The sequence below is a fragment of the Chryseobacterium urinae genome (assembly GCF_030518295.1).
In the GTDB taxonomy this organism is placed as follows: domain Bacteria; phylum Bacteroidota; class Bacteroidia; order Flavobacteriales; family Weeksellaceae; genus Chryseobacterium; species Chryseobacterium mucoviscidosis.
The window spans coordinates 103,856-120,606 of sequence record NZ_JAULSJ010000002.1 but is presented as its reverse complement, the minus strand read 5'-3'; the positions used below and the strand labels follow the sequence as shown (position 1 = coordinate 120,606).

Here is a 16,751-nt window from a genome sequence, read left to right as displayed (position 1 = left end):
GGTTTGAGAAATAGTAAAGTTTTAGTTCCGTTCTTGGCTGGTGTTGTACTGATGACGATTTTGTTTTTCAGTTTCAGATCATGCTTCAGTCTTAGTGAAAAAACCGAGAAATCAGATTATTATATTCTGACCAATCAGATTTCGAAAATGAACAAAATGGTCGTGCTTGAGCAGAATACTTCTTCCATTCAGAAAACCAAAATGGGCTATGAATTTTTAGGCAAAGAAGTTTCCAGCAACAGCATCATTACCTACACCAAAACGAACGCACAGGTTTCTTATGATCTTAACAAGATGAAAATGGAAGTAGATTCGATCAATAAAAAATTAGTGATCACCGAACTGCCCGATGCAGACATCAGAATTACGCCAAGTGTGGAAATTCAGTCGATGGACGATTCTTTTTTCAACAGAATTTCCGAAAAAGACATTAAAAACGTAACGCAGAAAGCGAAAGATACCGCTGTAAAATCTATCGATCAGAACAAGCTGAGAACGGAAGGGAGACAACAGCTAATGGAAAATCTTAATAATATTTTTGTTTTGGCAAAGGCTTTGAATTATACCATAGAAGACCAGACCGGAAAACTGGGCATTTTAGGACTATAAAATTTAAAGCTATGCATTCAGAAGAAAAAGAAAAACAGGAATCTGCAAATTCTGCGGAAACCAAAAAGCAAAATCAGGATTTCCCCGACATTCCTGCTTCATCAGAAAAGACAAATCCGTCCGATGTAGATAAGGAAGATGTTCAGAAATCTTCTCAAAACAACAAATCCGGAAAAACGGATAATACAGACGAAAAATAAAAAGGTTCTGCTCACTGAGCAGAACCTTTTTTAGAAAAAAACACAAATAAAAGTCAAATATGTAATATGAACTACAACGGTCAATCTGCTCCGCTTGTCAACTACCGTAACTATTTGGCTGTTGACTTACGGAAGCAAAACTGACATATTTTTCAATGATTATCTATTATTAATCATAATTTTAACACAAAGTTCGCAAGAGTATTTTAAATACTAAGTGGTTTTAAGATATACAAAGGCGTAAAACTTATTAAAGTAATACCATTTTTGTCTTTTTTAAATAAACGAAGTGCCTTTGTTTACCATACAAACTTTCAATAAGTAAAAAAAATCTTTTGTTTTTCTTTGCGATAAATTGATATAATAGTATAAATCAATTATTTAAATTTATTTCTTATCCCAAACTGAGGTTATGATTAATTGCAGACAATTGATATTTTTTAAACAATAGTTGATTTTCCGAGCTTTACATTTTCAAAATTGTAATACGATTTCTCGGAATATTTAATATAATCTGCGATAAAACTTCCCACTTCACTGGTGGAATAAGGCTGTTTAGAATTCAGATCCACCGTAACGTATTTATTCTCAATGGCATACCCTACAGATTGTCTTAATTTTTCTGCTGCCTGTTCAAGCTGTAAATAATCCAGCATCATTGCCGTACTTAAAATGGAAGCAACAGGATTTGCAATTCCTTTTCCTTTTGCCTGCGGATAAGAACCGTGAATAGGCTCAAACAAAGCATTTTCATTTCCAATGGAAGCTGAAGGAAGCAAACCGATAGAACCGCCGATTACACTCGCTTCATCCGAAATAATATCTCCGAACATATTCTCGGTAACAATCACATCAAAATGTTTCGGATTTAAAATTAACTGCATCGCTGCATTGTCCACAAACATAAAATCAAGTGCTACATCAGGATACTCTGAAGCAATTTCTTTACAGACCTTTCTCCATAATCTTGAAGTATCCAAAACGTTCGCTTTATCAATTAAAGTTAATTTTTTTCTTCTTTTCTGAGCCTCCTGAAAAGCCATATGAACGATTGGAGCGATTTCATCACGGTTGTATTTACAGATATCATACGCATAACCTGCTTCCTCATCCGTAAATTTTTCGCCAAAATAAATTCCGCTCACCAGTTCCCTGAAAATCTGAATATCCGTTCCTTCAATAATTTCCCTTTTCAAAGGACTTTTTTCAATTAAAGAAGCATACGTTTTCAAAGGTCGGATATTCGCAAAAAGACCCAATTCCTTACGAAGTTTTAATAACCCCTGTTCCGGACGTACTTTGGCATCCGGATTATTATCAAAAGAAGGATCTCCGATCGCCCCGAAAAGCACCGCATCAGACGCTTTGCAGATCTCCAGTGTTTCATCCGGCAAAGGATTTCCAGTCTTATAAATCGCCTCCGCTCCCATCAATCCGTATTTAAAATCAAACTGATACTGGAATGCTTCCGCAATGGAATCTAAAATTTTAATACTTTCTGCAACCACTTCCGGCCCGATTCCATCTCCCGGAAGCACTGCAATTTTAAAATTAGTTTTCATACACTTTTTGTGTTTTTAGTTCGAATTGTTCGATCGCCTGTTTTCTGCTGATTAAAAAATCAATATCATCATACCCATTCAGCAGACATATTTTTTTATAAGAATCTATTTCAAAACCTTCCGTCTTATCATTAAAGGTAATGGTTTGTTTTTCAACATCCACCAAAATTTCTTTTTCAGGATTTTCAGTAATCTCAGTTAAAATTTCTTTTAAAAATTCCTCAGAAACTTTTACAGGCAATAATCCGTTGTTTAAAGCATTGCCCTTAAAAATATCCGCAAAAAAACTTGAAACAACCACCTTAAAGCCATAATCCGTTAAAGACCATGCAGCGTGTTCCCGACTGCTTCCGCAACCGAAATTGTTTCCGGCAACCAGAATTTCACCGCTGTATTTTCCGTTATTCAGGACAAAATCAGGATTCGGTTCATTCGTATGAACATCGTATCTCCAGTCTCTGAAAAGATTTTCGCCAAAACCTTTTTTATCAATACTCTTTAAAAATCTCGCCGGAATAATCTGATCCGTATCTATATTTTCTACAGGCAAAGGAATTGCTCTGGATTGTATAATGACTAATTTTTGCATTTTTTCGAGCCAAAATAGTTTTAATTATTGTTTTTTTCTTTTTCAGGAGCTATTTCCCGCTATCCACTCATACTCCTCGCTCCCTTGCTTTTGCCATCGCTTGCTCCGGGGTAACCGTTTCTATCGGGGCTAAAAAAGTGAATGGTTAATTTCACTTTGTGAGTCAATAGTCAATTTCTAAAATTCACTATTGACAATTCACTTTTAAACTTATGTGCTCTTTTTTCTATTTAAGTAGTAAGCTTAAAAAACTAAAGTGTTTAAATCTTTTGCGTCTTTTGTGGTAAAAAAAATTAGACAAGTTTTAAGTAAATTCATCTCCATCAGTTTTCAAAGACGGAAATTCTTCCTTCCACAGCAACTTTTGCAGCCGTTAACGGACTTGCCAGAATTGTTCTCGCACCTTGTCCCTGTCTTCCCTCAAAATTCCTGTTCGAAGTGGAAACGCAATATTCCCCCTCCGGAATTTTATCGTCATTCATCGCTAAACACGCTGAACATCCCGGTTGTCTGATCTGGAAACCCGCTTCATTAAAAACCGTATCTAAACCTTCTTCAAAAATCTGTTTGGCAACCTGTTGAGAACCCGGAACAAGCCACGCATGAACATGATCCGACTTCCTTTTTCCTTTAACATAATTTGCCGCAGATCGGAAATCTTCAATTCTCGCATTCGTACAGCTTCCGATAAAAACATAATTCACTTTAATATCAGAAAGAGCCTGTCCCGCTTTTAAACCCATATATTTTAAAGCCTTCTCTTCAGATTCGTTCTGAGGATTCGGGATATTCTGACTGATGGAAATTCCCATTCCCGGATTGGTTCCATACGTTACCATCGGATAAATTTCCGAAGCATCAAAAGAAAATTCGGCATCAAAAACGGCTCCTTCATCGGTTTTCAAAGTTTTCCAGTATTCCAGTTTTTCTTCCCATTCCTCGCCTTTTGGTGCGAAAGTTCTTCCTTTTACGTACTCAAAAGTTGTTTCATCGGGAGCAATCATTCCTCCGCGAGCGCCCATTTCAATGCTCATATTACAAACCGTCATTCTGCCTTCCATCGACATTTCTTCGAAGACATTTCCGGCATATTCGCAGAAATACCCTGTTCCGCCGTCAGTTCCCACTTTTGAAATAATGTACAAAATCACATCTTTGGGCTGAACATTTTTATTTAAATCACCATTTACGGTAATTCTCATCGATTTTGGCTTATTCAGCAGTAAACACTGGCTCGCAAAAACCTGCGCTACCTGACTTGTTCCTATCCCGAAAGCAATAGAGCCGAAAGCGCCGTGTGTAGAAGTATGGCTGTCTCCGCAAACAATGCTCATTCCCGGCTGTGTAACGCCTAATTCCGGAGCAATGATGTGAACAATTCCCTGATAATGATGTCCTAAACCATACAATTCTATGTTGTTTTTCTTACAGTTTTCCGTTAACTGCTCCACCTGATTTCTGGATGATGCATCGCGAATCGGCTGATCCTGATCCAGAGTCGGAACATTATGATCCGCAGTTGCCACAATCTGTTTCGGTCTGAAAACCTCAAGATTTCTCGCTTCCAGTTCCGCAAAAGCCTGTGGACTGGTTACTTCATGGATGAGATGTTTATCAATATAAATAATCTGAGGTCCGTCCGGAATCGTCTCTACAACGTGCGCATCCCAGACTTTATCAAACAGTGTCTTTTTTGTGTTCATTTTAATTTATGTAATGAAAAATCAATTCTGTTACCCTATTTTTCTTGTCACTTTTTCGATCATTGAACTTAAATCGTCATTATTGACTTCTTTTTTACCGTCAGCAATTTTCAAAAACTCCTGATACAGAAAATCAAGTTCATTTTTAGTAACTTCAAAACCAATATGTTTAAATCTGTATGCCAAAGCAGAACGTCCGCTCCTTGCTGTTAAAACAATGGTAGAAGCATTCACGCCCACTTCCGCAGGATCAATAATTTCGTAAGTTTCCCTGTTTTTAATGACTCCGTCCTGATGAATTCCTGAACTGTGCGCAAAAGCATTCGCTCCCACAATCGCTTTGTTCGGCTGAACCGGCATTCCCATCAATTCAGAAACCAAAACACTCATAGGATTGAGCATTTTGGACTGAACGTCAGTATATAATTCTAAATATGGATGCTGTTTTAAAATCATTACCACTTCTTCCAGCGCCGTATTTCCGGCTCTTTCTCCCAATCCGTTGATGGTGCATTCTATCTGTCTCGCTCCGTTGATGACTCCTGCGATAGAATTGGCGGTTGCCATTCCCAGATCGTTGTGGCAGTGACAGGATAATATCACGCGATCAATCCCTTTTACATTTTCTTTCAGGTATTTTATTTTTGCACCGTACTCTTCAGGAAGACAGTATCCCGTTGTGTCCGGAATATTAAGCACGGTTGCCCCTGCTTTTATCACTTCTTCGCAAACTCTTGCCAGATAATCGTTGTCTGTTCTTCCTGCGTCTTCCGCATAAAATTCCACATCTTCCACATACGATTTGGCATATTTTACCGCCTGAACCGCTCTTTCAACAATATCTTCCCTGTTTGAATTGAATTTAAATCTGATGTGAGAATCCGAAGTTCCGATTCCGGTGTGAATTCTCGGTCTTTTGGCGTATTTTAATGCTTCGGCTGCGGTATCAATATCTTTCTGATTCGCTCTCGTCAATCCGCAGACTTTCGCATTTTTTACTAATTTTGAAATCTCCGAAACCGAATGAAAATCTCCGGGACTGGAAATCGGGAAACCGGCTTCAATGACATCTACTCCCAGTTCATCCAGTTTTTCCGCTATAATTAATTTTTGCTCGGTATTTAATTTACAGCCGGGAACCTGCTCTCCATCACGCAGGGTTGTATCAAAAATTTCGACTTTTTCGGATTTCATAATGAAGTTTTTACTTAATTTTGATTCAAAACTAAAAAGATGAAACGTTTATTCAGTTTCAGTTTTTATAAAAAATACAATACTCGAAATATTGTTTTTTAATTTCAATTATTTGATTATCATTATTTTAAATTTTAAAAATTTACAATGGCAGAATTGCATAAAGATTTTTTATTCGTACTCATTAAATCACTGACAACTTCAGAAAAAAGGCAATTCACCTTGTATGTAAACCGTCTCGGAATTAACGCGGATGCCAAATTTCTTCTTCTTTTTTCAGAACTGGATAAGATGAAGGAATACGATGAACATATCATCATCAACAAAAAAATTTCGACAAAACAGCAGTTATCGAACCTGAAAGCGCATCTTTACAAACAGATTCTGGTAAGTTTACGAATGAACCCGAGTCATCAGAATTACAGAATTCAACTGCGTGAACAGCTTGATTTTGCGAATATTTTATACCAAAAAGGGCTCTATAAACAGGCTTTAAAAATTTTAGACAAAGCAAAACAGACTGCTTTGGAATTGGATGAAAAAAGTATTGCTTCGGAAATTATTGATCTGGAAAAAGTAATTGAATCCCAGTTTATTACCCGAAGTATTGAAGGTCGAGCCGATGAACTGATCAGACAGTCTACAGAAATCAGCAAACAGAATCATTATGCAACGGAACTATCCAATCTTTCGCTTAAACTGTACAGTGAAATGCTGACAAAAGGTTATGTAAAGAACGATGAAGACCGTGCCGAAATCATGCAGATATTCAATGCGCAGATTCAGAAAATTAATTTCAAAAAGCTGAATTTTACGGAGAAATTGTGGTATTTTAAAGCGCACGTCTGGAAAAACCAATTGCTTCAGGAATATAAATATACGTTGAAATATGCTTTTCAATGGGTGGATTTATTTCACAAAAATCCTGAAATGATCGTGAGTCATCCCGTTTGGTACATTAAAGGAAATACCTACCTGCTGAAAATCTTATTCCTTTACGGAAATATTGATATTCTTGAGGAAAGTTTTAAAGATTTCAATGAAATTGTTCATTCTTCAAGTTTTGCTCAAAATGAAAACCTGCAATCGCTTATTTTTCTGACGCATTACAATACTTTAATGAACATTCACTTTGTGAAAGGTGAATTCTTTTCCGGCTCGAAATTGATTCCTGAAATCGAGCTGAAAATGGATAAGCTCCGTGATAAAATTGATGAGCATCATTTCATGATTCTTTATTTAAAAATGGCAGCGATGTTCTTTGGAAGCAAAAAATTTGAAGAATCCATCCATTATTCATTAAAAGTGATCGAATCCAAAGGAAATGTTCAGGAAGATTTACTGTTCCACACCCGAATTTTGATTCTGATGGCGAAACACGAATCCGGAAACGATGAAGATTATGATGAATTTATAAAAGCAACTTTAAAATTCACCAAAAAGATGAAAAAGCCGGATGAATTCCATTTTGAAAGCATTCATTTTTTCAAAAATCTGAATAATATAACACCGGACAAACAATTGGAATCTTTCAAAAAATTTGACGAAAAATTAACTATTTTTTCTGAAAATGAATACTACAGAAGGTCTTTGCTTTACATAGATATTCACGGTTGGGTACAGTCTAAAGTAAGAAATGTGGACGTTATTGAGATTATTAAAGAAAAAGTACGGTACAAAAGAAAACATCAGTCTTAATTTAACCTATTCATAATTAGAAGGTTGGTTAAACGTTAATTATTTATAACGGTATTCTGAGATTTTTCGTATTAAATCTCGTCTCAAAAATGCGTGAAAGTAGTATTTTAAATAAAAAATCCGTATTTTTGCATCTTAAAATTTCTTAGTAAACAATGATAAAAATTACACTTCCAGACAATAGTGTCAGAGAATTCGAGGCGGGAGTTACTCCGCTAGATGTGGCAAAATCTATAAGCGAGGGATTGGCTAGAAATACCATTTCCGCAGTTGTAAACGACAAACAAGTAGAGACGACCACACCTATAACCACGGATGCTACGGTACAATTGCTAACCTGGAATGATGATCTTGGAAAGAAGGCTTTCTGGCATTCTTCTGCCCACCTTTTGGCGCAGGCAATCCTTGAGTTTTATCCTAATGCTAAGTTAACGATAGGTCCTGCCATTGAAAAAGGATTCTATTATGACGTAGATTTCGGGGACGAAAGCTTATCTGATAAAGATTTCGAAAAGATCGAAAAGAAGGTTTTAGAAAATGCTAAAAAAGGATCTACATTCTCTTTATATCCGGTTTCTAAAGAAGAAGCTCTAAAAGTATATGCAGACAATCCTTATAAAGTGGAACTGATCTCTAATCTTAATGATGGAGAAATCACTTTCGTAACGCATGATAACTTTACAGATCTTTGTCGTGGTGGACATATTCCGAACACAAGTATTGTAAAGGCAATGAAAATTTTAAATGCTGCCGGAGCATACTGGAGAGGAAATGAAAAAAATCCTCAGTTAACAAGAGTTTATGGTATTTCTTTCCCAAAACAGAAAGATTTAACAGAATATCTTGAACTTTTAGAAGAGGCTAAAAAAAGAGACCACAGAAAACTGGGTAAAGAACTTGGAATTTTCGCTTTCTCTGAAAAAGTAGGTCAGGGATTGCCGTTATGGTTACCAAAAGGAGCTGCTTTAAGAAAAAAATTAGAGAATTTCCTTTCTGAAGCTCAGAAAAAAGCAGGTTACGAGTTTGTAATTTCTCCGCATATCGGTGCAAAGGAATTGTACGTAACTTCCGGTCACTGGGACAAATATGGAGCAGACAGCTTCCAGCCGATTAAAACTCCGAATGAAGGAGAAGAATTCATGCTGAAACCGATGAACTGTCCGCATCACTGTGAAATCTACAAAACTTCACAATGGAGCTACAGAGATTTGCCTAAAAGATATGCAGAATTTGGTACCGTTTACAGATATGAGCAAAGTGGTGAGCTTCACGGTTTAACGAGAGTTCGCGGATTTACTCAGGATGATGCGCATTTGTTCTGTACTCCGGATCAGTTGATGGATGAATTTAAAAAAACAATTGATTTGGTTCTTTATGTTTTCGGTTCATTAGGTTTTGCTGATTTTACCGCGCAGATTTCTTTAAGAGATCCTGAAAATAAAGAAAAATACATCGGAACCGACGAAAACTGGGAGAAAGCAGAAAATGCAATCGTAACAGCGGCAACGGAAAAAGGATTGAATACAGTAACTGAATACGGCGAAGCCGCTTTCTACGGTCCTAAACTGGATTTCATGGTGAAAGATGCTTTAGGCAGAAAATGGCAGCTTGGAACGATTCAGGTGGATTATAACTTACCGGAAAGATTTGATCTTTGGTATACAGGAAGCGATGGCGAAAAGCACAGACCGGTAATGATTCACAGAGCGCCGTTTGGTTCTATGGAGAGATTCATTGCGATTCTTATTGAGAATACAGCGGGAGATTTCCCATTGTGGCTGGCTCCTGATCAGTTTATCATTCTTCCGATCAGTGAAAAATACGTAGATTATGCTAAAAAAGTTTCTCAATTACTGGAAAATCACGATATTAGCGGATTAATTGACGACAGAAACGAAAAAACGGGTAAAAAGATCCGCGATGCCGAATTAAAGAAGATTCCATTCATGATTGTAGTGGGAGAAAATGAAGAAAAGGATGGCACAATTTCTGTAAGAAGACGTAGCGAAGGCGATTTAGGAGTAATGAAGATTGAAGATTTTGTTTCTTATTTTAAAGAACAGTCAAAAACAGGATTTGAGTTTAACGCTTAAATCTGAAAGAATATGATTCTGAATAACTGAAAATTACTTTTTATTCAGAATGATTGATAAAAATAGAAGTTAACCAATAAAATTATAATACAATAGCACAAAGATTTAACAACAGGGGCCCACAGAGACGTCCGGTACAGGAGGACGCACACTTGATCAACGATAAAATTCGTGTGAGAGAGCTTCGTTTGGTGGGCGATAACGTAGAGCCGGGAGTTTATCCTACTGATAAGGCAAGACAGATTGCGCAGGAGCAGGAATTGGATCTTGTAGTAATCTCCGATAAGGCTGAACCGTTTATTGCAAGGATTCTGGACTATAAAAAGTTCTTATACGAGCAAAAGAAAAAGCAGAAGGAATTAAAAGCTAAGCAGGTAAAAGTAGTTGTGAAAGAAATCCGTTTCGGACCTCAGACAGATGAGCACGATTACGAATTCAAAAAGAAACATGCTGAGAAATTCCTTGAAGAAGGTTCAAAATTAAAGACCTACGTATTTTTTAAAGGACGTTCGATTATCTTTAAAGACCAGGGAGAAATCTTACTTTTAAAGCTTGCTCAGGAATTGGAGCACGTTGGAAAAGTAGACCAGCTTCCTAAGCTTGAAGGAAAAAGAATGATTATGATGATGAGTCCTAAAAAACCAGCTAAATAATCTACAGCCGGATCTACGGATCTGAAACTAAAATATACAGCCTCAAATTATTTTTGAGGCTTTTGTTTTTATAGTAATTTAATTTTAATGAATCAGATTAAAGTTATGTTGTAAAATTTACATTAATTATTAAATATTTTTTAATTTTTAACATAGATCAAGATTATCCATTTAATTTACTGCTACATTTGCTTTAGAAAATAAGACAACAGTCAATTTATTTAAGAATTAAAATTGAATAACAAATTAAACAACAAAGCAATGAGTACATTAAAATTAAAAGACGGAACAGAAATTTTCTACAAAGATCAGGGAGAAGGACCGGTATTGATGTTTCACCACGGATGGCCATTATCTTCTGATGACTGGGATGCACAGGTTATTTTCTTTTTACAGAGAGGATACAGAGTAATTGCTCACGACAGAAGAGGTCACGGACGTTCCAGCCAGAATATTTATAATCATACGATTGAGCAGTATGCTTCTGATGCCGCAGAATTGGTAGAATTTCTTGATCTGAAAGATGTTGTGCATATCGGACATTCTACAGGAGGTGGTGAAGTGATCCGTTATGTAAACAAATATGCCAACGGAAGAGCAAAAAAAGCAGTATTGATAAGCGCAGTTCCTCCGGTAATGGTAAAAAGCGAAAACAATCCGGATGGCGTTCCGATGGAGGTTTTTGACAACATCAGAGATCAGACTTTAAATAACAGAAATCAGTTTTTTATGGATTTAACGGTGCCGTTTTATGGTTACAACAGAGAAGGTGCCGTAGTGAAGCAGGGTGTACAGACCAACTGGTGGAGACAGGGAATGATGGGAGGAATTGTGGCTCATTATGACGGAATCAAAGCTTTTTCTGAGACAGATTTTACAGAAGACCTGAAAGCTGTTGATATTCCGGTACTGTTGCTGCACGGTGAAGATGACCAGATTGTGCCTATTGAAAATTCCGCTATAAAATCTGCTAAATTATTGAAAAACGGTAAGTTGATTACTTATCCGGGATTCCCTCACGGAATGCCTACTACTGAACATCAGACGATTAATAAGGATCTTCTGGAGTTTATTGAGGCTTAATTTTTTCTACATATAAGTAAAAGCAGCAATCAGAGTATTTTGGTTGCTGTTTTTTATTTCAAGCGGATTTGCCGGAACTTTTCAGTAATTTTTGTTCAAAAATATTTACAAAGTTTGTCATCCTGAAAAGGATTTCAACGATGCATTGAAATACTGTGTTTAGATGCTTTCAGTATGACAAATAGTATGGACATTCGTTTTACTATTTAACCTCAGTTTGGGATAAGAAATGAATTTAAATAATTGATTTATAGAATCATATTAATTTATCGCAAAGAAAAACAAAAGATTTTTTACTTATTGAAAGTTGGTAAGCTAAACAAAGGCACTTCGTTTATTTAAAAAAGACAAAAATGGTATTACTTTGATAAGTTTTACGACTTTGTATATCTTAAAAGCTGAATTCTTAATAATTAAAATTGAATATCCGTTAAACAACCTATTACTATGCAATGATATGAAAATCAATCATCTATAATAGGCACTTCGACAAGCTCAGTGTGACATCTCTAATACTAAATGCTTGATTTCTAGCGATGTCAAGCTGAGCCTGTCGAAGCTTTAGGTTAATAAACGGACAATCAATTAATTAAATCTCCTTGTTTAACGTTGCGTTTAACAAGACTTATTTATTCCCTAATCCGGTTATTTATATTGGGAACTGCCACTCTAGCCCTGATTGGAACGACATCCTTTTTGGTTGCGGGCGGAGCGGAGCGGAGTCCGCAACCAAAAAGATACAGTGGAAAGCAGGAAACAGCTTCAAATAAAATTTATCTCACAAAAGCGGTAATACCTAAAGCTTCATACACTTCCCTATTCTATTCAAAAAATCTTTTTCAAATCTCGAAATTTTTCTGTAATTTTGCAGACTATTATTCCGGGCAATCGGAAATAGCCAAAACAGATATTGATAACAAAACAATAAAAAGCAAAACAATGCCAAAATTAAAAACGAAATCAGGTGCTAAGAAACGTTTTGCTCTTACCGGATCTGGTAAGATCAAAAGAAAGAACGCTTACAAAAGCCACATCTTAACGAAGAAAGAAACGAAGCAGAAGAGAAATCTTACTACGACTTCTTACGTTGCTGCTGTGGACGAGAAAAGCGTATTGCGTCAATTAGCAATTAAGTAGTTTTTATAAATCTATAGTCGGTTTATAAGAATTCAAACAAATTCAACATTTTAACCCTGAAATGAAGCCACTAAGAGTAATGAAATAATTACCGCACATTTCAAAAAAACAATTTAAATTATGCCAAGATCAGTAAATTCGGTAGCTTCAAGAGCTAGAAGAAAGAAAATTTTTAAGCACGCTAAAGGTTATTTCGGAAGAAGAAAGAACGTTTGGACGGTAGCTAAAAACGCGGTAGAAAAAGCAATGCAATATGCTTACCGTGGTAGAAAAGAGAAGAAAAGAAATTTCAGAGCACTTTGGATTACTCGTATCAACGCGGGAACCAGAGAACACGGAATGTCTTACTCTCAGTTTATGGGAGCTCTTAAAAAGAACAACATTGAGCTTAACAGAAAAGTTTTAGCAGATTTAGCAATGAATCACCCTGAAGCTTTCAAAGCAGTTGTAGATCAAGTAAAATAATGTAAAATTTTTGTTATCAATATAAGTCCCAGGTTTTTTGCTTGGGATTTTTTTATTATTTACATTTGCGTAATATTATTAAATTTATAAAATTTTCCTCTAAAGTGAAAAAAATAACTACTCTACTGCTGTTTTCATTAGGAACATATGCATTTCAGGCTCAAAGTTTTATTCAGGCTTATCAGAACAGAGCGAATTTGGTTACCCAGACCAATATAACAACGTTACTTCAGGAATTTGGGAATCTTGGCGTAAAAACAACGGGTTCTACAGCCAATACCAATGCTCTGAACTGGCTTAAAGCAAAATATCAGTCTTACGGTTATACAGCAAGTCAGATCGTAGAAGATTCTTTCACATTTGGCTCTACAAGTTCTAAAAATTTAATCATTACCAAGACAGGAACCGTTTATCCGAATACCTATGTTATTATCTGCGGACATTACGACACGATTACCGGTCCCGGCGTAAGTGACAACGGAAGCGGAACTTCTATCATTCTGGAAGCGGCAAGAATTTTAAAAGACGTTCCGACAGAATATTCTATTAAATTCATCCACTTTTCCGGTGAAGAACAGGGATTACAGGGAAGTGCACATTATGTAAACAGTGTGGTTTTCCAGAACAGTGTCCGTCAGTTAAACATCAAACTGGTTTTTAATTTAGATCAGGTGGGTGGAAAAATAGGCAATTCTAATATTGCCATCAACTGCGAAAGTGATCAAAGCGGGCAAACAGGAAACAATGCTGCCTCTCTTTCCGTTACACAGCAGCTTGCGGCGTGTACAACTCTGTATTCACCATTACAGACGGTAATGTCAAACGCTTACTCTTCCGATTATATGCCTTTTGAAGCGAAAGGAGACATTATTACAGGTTTTTACGAAACGGTAAGAAGTTATAATGAACATACCGTAAACGATACTTTTGCCAATGTAGACCCCACTTATGTTTTCAACGTAGGAAAGGCGGCTGTAGGAGCTTTACAGCATTTTGCAACAGCCTCTACAAGTTTATTGGCGACGGATGAAAAGACAGTTAATAATCTGGAAACCGTAAAGATTTATCCCAATCCGGCGAAAGATCTTTTAAATATTGAACTTCCGAAAGACGTTAAAAACTTCAGTCTTGAGATTTCGGATATGAACGGCAGACTTGTTTTAAACAAACAAAATGAAGTTAAAGTTAATATTTCAGGATTAGCAAACGGTGTTTATATGGCAACTGTTAAAACAAAAGACCAAAAAGCGGTAAGAAAAATAATTATCGGCAAATAATTTTTATTTTTCTATAAAAAATAAAATCCTGAACTTTTGTTTAGGATTTTTTTATTATTACATTTGTATACCAATCAAATTACAAAAATTAATAACAAAATGAAAAAGACATCTACATTTCTGCTTTTTTCTTTATCTGCTTTAAGTTTCAATGCACAATCTTTTATTCAGGCTTATCAGGACAGAGCTAATATGGTAACACAGACCAATATTACAACAAACTTACAGAATTTTGCCAATTTAGGGATTAAAACCACCGGCTCAACAGCGAATAATAATACTTTCAACTGGCTTAAGAATAAATATCTGGCTTTCGGATATTCTTCAAACCAGATTTCGGAAGATGCCTTCACTTACAACGGCAAAAGTTCTAAAAATTTAATCATCACTAAAACAGGAACCGTTTATCCTAATAAATACGTTATCATTTGCGGACATTTCGACACTATAAACGGTCCCGGAGTAAACGACAACGGCAGCGGAACGTCCATCATTTTGGAAGCTGCAAGAATTTTAAAAGACGTTCCTACAGAATATTCTATTAAATTCATCCATTTTTCAGGTGAAGAACAAGGACTTATTGGAAGTTCACATTACGTAAATAACGTTGTTTATCAAAATAATATTAAGAAATTAGACATTAAATTAGTCTTTAATCTGGATCAGGTTGGCGGAAAAATAGGCAATAACAACAATACGATCTATTGTGATGAAGATCAGGGAGGTCTGTCGAGCAATAATGCAGCTTCAGCAAACGTTACACAGCAATTGCGAAACTGTACCGCTTTGTATTCTCCTCTTTTAACGGCGGTAGATCCGGCTGAAGCTACAGATTATATTCCTTTTGAAAGAAAAGGCGAAATTATTACAGGCTTTTTTGAAAGAATAAGAAGTAATTATCCTCATACTTCAAACGATACATTTGCTAATACAGATCCTGTTTATATTTATAATGTAGCAAAAGCTTCTTTGGGAGCTTTACAGCACTTTGCAGTAGCAGCAAATTCTTTACAGAAAAAAGAAGTGTTACTTTCCGGAAATTCTATAGAATCTATAAAAATCTATCCTAATCCTGCGAAAGATTATTTAAATGTCGAACTTCCGGAAGATGTTAAAGATTTCACTCTTGAAATTTCAGATATAAACGGCAGGCTTATTTTAAATAAGGAAAATGAAACGAAAGTAAATGTTTCAGAATTACCAAACGGAACGTATATCGCAACTGTTAAAACAAAAGACCAAAAAGCAGTAAGAAAAATAATTATTGGAAAATAATCAACGGTCAAGCAAAATCCTGAGTTTCTTTCTCAGGATTTTTTATTTCTATATTTGTAAAATAGTAAACTAATTACCAATATGAATTTCAAAAAATTAACCGCCATTTTTCTTTTTTCTTTAACAGCCGTTGGATTTCAGGGACAAAGTTTTATCCAGGCTTATCAGGACAGAGTTAACTTATTAAAAAAAGAGGACATCGTATCCCATTTAAAGGAATTTGAGAAACTGGGTGTTAAAACCACAGGTTCTATAGAAAATGAAAATGCCCTGAACTGGATCAAAAATAAATATTTATCTTTCGGATATTCCGAAAACCAGATGGAAGAAGATCCTTTTTCTATTGGAAAATTAAAATCTAAAAACCTGATCATTACTAAGAAAGGAACTTTATATCCTGATAAATACATCATTATTTGCGGACATTTCGACAGTATAAACGGTCCCGGAGTAAACGACAACGGTAGCGGAACATCCATCATTCTGGAAGCCGCAAAAATCCTGAAAGACATTCCAACTGAATATTCCATAAAATTCATTCATTTTTCAGGAGAAGAGCAGGGATTGTACGGAAGCAGACATTATGTAAATGAAGTTGTTTATCAGAATAAAACAAGGCAGATTGATATAAAAATGGTCTTCAATCTGGATCAGGTCGGGGGTAAAAAAGGGATGTTCAATGATACTGTTTTTTGTGACGAAGATCAGGGAGGAAGCTCAAAAAATAATGAAGCTTCTAAACAGGTTACCAAAGAATTGATGACCTGCACAACTCTTTATTCTCCATTACAGGCAAAAATCGATCCCGCAGAAGATACCGACTACATCTCTTTTGAGAAAAAGGGTGAAGTAATCACCGGATTTTTTGAATATCTCAGAAGTGATCTTCCTCATACCGGAGATGATACTTTTGCTAATACTGATGTTCAGTATGTTTTTAATATCGGTAAAGCAGCAATCGGAGCATTGCAGCATTTTGCTGTGGCATCGAAAAAATAGAGATAATCAAATTGTTTTAAAAAAGCCAGCCGAAAAATCCGACTGGCTTCTAATTTATCCGGCTCTTGTACCGCCTTTTGCAGTATCAGAATTGGGAGATTTTACTTCTTTTACTTTTCCCTTTTCAGGGTTAATTTTTCCTTTACTTTCCGGTTCAGTTTTGGATTGCTGATTTTCTTTATTGTCTTCTTTCATGGGATATTTTTTTAATGAA

16 protein-coding genes are annotated in these 16,751 nt (G+C 35.9%); 11 read left to right on the top strand and 5 right to left on the bottom strand.

What is annotated here, in order from left to right:
- The first annotated feature begins 3 nt into the window (after positions 1–3).
- On the top strand, positions 4–609 hold the full coding sequence (locus tag QWT87_RS01750; RefSeq protein WP_302713060.1) for a DUF4230 domain-containing protein: 606 nt from the start codon (positions 4–6) through the stop codon (positions 607–609).
- 11 nt (positions 610–620) lie between these two features.
- Positions 621–809, top strand: coding sequence for a hypothetical protein (locus QWT87_RS01745; RefSeq protein WP_087710119.1), 189 nt, complete (start codon positions 621–623; stop codon positions 807–809).
- Between the two features lie 440 nt (positions 810–1,249).
- Here the strand turns inward: QWT87_RS01745 and leuB are convergent, their stop codons facing one another.
- From leuB to QWT87_RS01725, 4 genes are all read right to left on the bottom strand, one after another.
- The gene (gene leuB / locus QWT87_RS01740) at positions 1,250–2,371 is read right to left on the bottom strand and encodes a 3-isopropylmalate dehydrogenase (RefSeq protein WP_302713057.1); all 1,122 of its coding nucleotides are present in this window, start codon (positions 2,369–2,371) and stop codon (positions 1,250–1,252) included.
- Positions 2,361–2,960 (bottom strand): 3-isopropylmalate dehydratase small subunit, encoded by a 600-nt coding sequence (leuD, locus tag QWT87_RS01735; protein ID WP_302713055.1) that lies wholly within the window; start codon positions 2,958–2,960, stop codon positions 2,361–2,363. The genes leuB and leuD overlap by 11 nt, the downstream gene beginning before the upstream one ends.
- 323 nt (positions 2,961–3,283) lie before the next feature.
- Entirely contained in the window at positions 3,284–4,663 is a 1,380-nt protein-coding gene (leuC, locus tag QWT87_RS01730; protein WP_302713053.1) for a 3-isopropylmalate dehydratase large subunit, read from the bottom strand.
- A gap of 30 nt (positions 4,664–4,693) precedes the next feature.
- Positions 4,694–5,857, bottom strand: a complete 1,164-nt coding sequence (locus tag QWT87_RS01725) for a 2-isopropylmalate synthase (RefSeq protein WP_076390256.1) — start codon at positions 5,855–5,857, stop codon at positions 4,694–4,696.
- Between the two features lie 147 nt (positions 5,858–6,004).
- Here QWT87_RS01725 and QWT87_RS01720 point away from each other — a divergent pair, with 147 nt between their 5' ends.
- The 9 genes from QWT87_RS01720 to QWT87_RS01680 all read left to right on the top strand — a co-directional run bounded on the left by QWT87_RS01720 (position 6,005) and on the right by QWT87_RS01680 (position 16,537).
- Complete coding sequence (locus tag QWT87_RS01720; RefSeq protein WP_302713050.1) at positions 6,005–7,555, top strand: hypothetical protein; 1,551 nt, start codon at positions 6,005–6,007, stop codon at positions 7,553–7,555.
- A 155-nt stretch (positions 7,556–7,710) separates the two neighbouring features.
- The gene (gene thrS, locus QWT87_RS01715; RefSeq protein ID WP_302713048.1) at positions 7,711–9,648 is read left to right on the top strand and encodes a threonine--tRNA ligase; all 1,938 of its coding nucleotides are present in this window, start codon (positions 7,711–7,713) and stop codon (positions 9,646–9,648) included.
- Positions 9,649–9,800: 152 nt separating this feature from the next.
- Positions 9,801–10,301: a translation initiation factor IF-3 gene (gene infC / locus QWT87_RS01710; protein ID WP_175608770.1), complete on the top strand. Its 501-nt coding sequence runs from the start codon at positions 9,801–9,803 to the stop codon at positions 10,299–10,301.
- Positions 10,302–10,562: 261 nt separating this feature from the next.
- Positions 10,563–11,384 (top strand): alpha/beta fold hydrolase, encoded by an 822-nt coding sequence (locus tag QWT87_RS01705; RefSeq protein WP_116099998.1) that lies wholly within the window; start codon positions 10,563–10,565, stop codon positions 11,382–11,384.
- 939 nt (positions 11,385–12,323) lie between these two features.
- Positions 12,324–12,521: a 50S ribosomal protein L35 gene (gene rpmI / locus QWT87_RS01700; RefSeq protein WP_076390550.1), complete on the top strand. Its 198-nt coding sequence runs from the start codon at positions 12,324–12,326 to the stop codon at positions 12,519–12,521.
- 120 nt (positions 12,522–12,641) lie between these two features.
- Complete coding sequence (gene rplT / locus QWT87_RS01695; protein ID WP_029293267.1) at positions 12,642–12,986, top strand: 50S ribosomal protein L20; 345 nt, start codon at positions 12,642–12,644, stop codon at positions 12,984–12,986.
- A gap of 104 nt (positions 12,987–13,090) precedes the next feature.
- On the top strand, positions 13,091–14,263 hold the full coding sequence (locus QWT87_RS01690) for a M28 family peptidase (protein ID WP_302713035.1): 1,173 nt from the start codon (positions 13,091–13,093) through the stop codon (positions 14,261–14,263).
- A gap of 99 nt (positions 14,264–14,362) precedes the next feature.
- Positions 14,363–15,538 carry a M28 family peptidase gene (locus QWT87_RS01685; protein ID WP_302713033.1) on the top strand — a complete coding sequence of 392 codons (1,176 nt, stop codon included), beginning with the start codon at positions 14,363–14,365 and terminating at the stop codon, positions 15,536–15,538.
- Positions 15,539–15,619: 81 nt separating this feature from the next.
- Entirely contained in the window at positions 15,620–16,537 is a 918-nt protein-coding gene (locus QWT87_RS01680; protein WP_302713031.1) for a M28 family metallopeptidase, read from the top strand.
- A 54-nt stretch (positions 16,538–16,591) separates the two neighbouring features.
- Here QWT87_RS01680 and QWT87_RS01675 read toward each other — a convergent pair whose 3' ends face one another.
- Positions 16,592–16,732: a hypothetical protein gene (locus QWT87_RS01675; protein ID WP_268054004.1), complete on the bottom strand. Its 141-nt coding sequence runs from the start codon at positions 16,730–16,732 to the stop codon at positions 16,592–16,594.
- Positions 16,733–16,751: the final 19 nt, after the last annotated feature.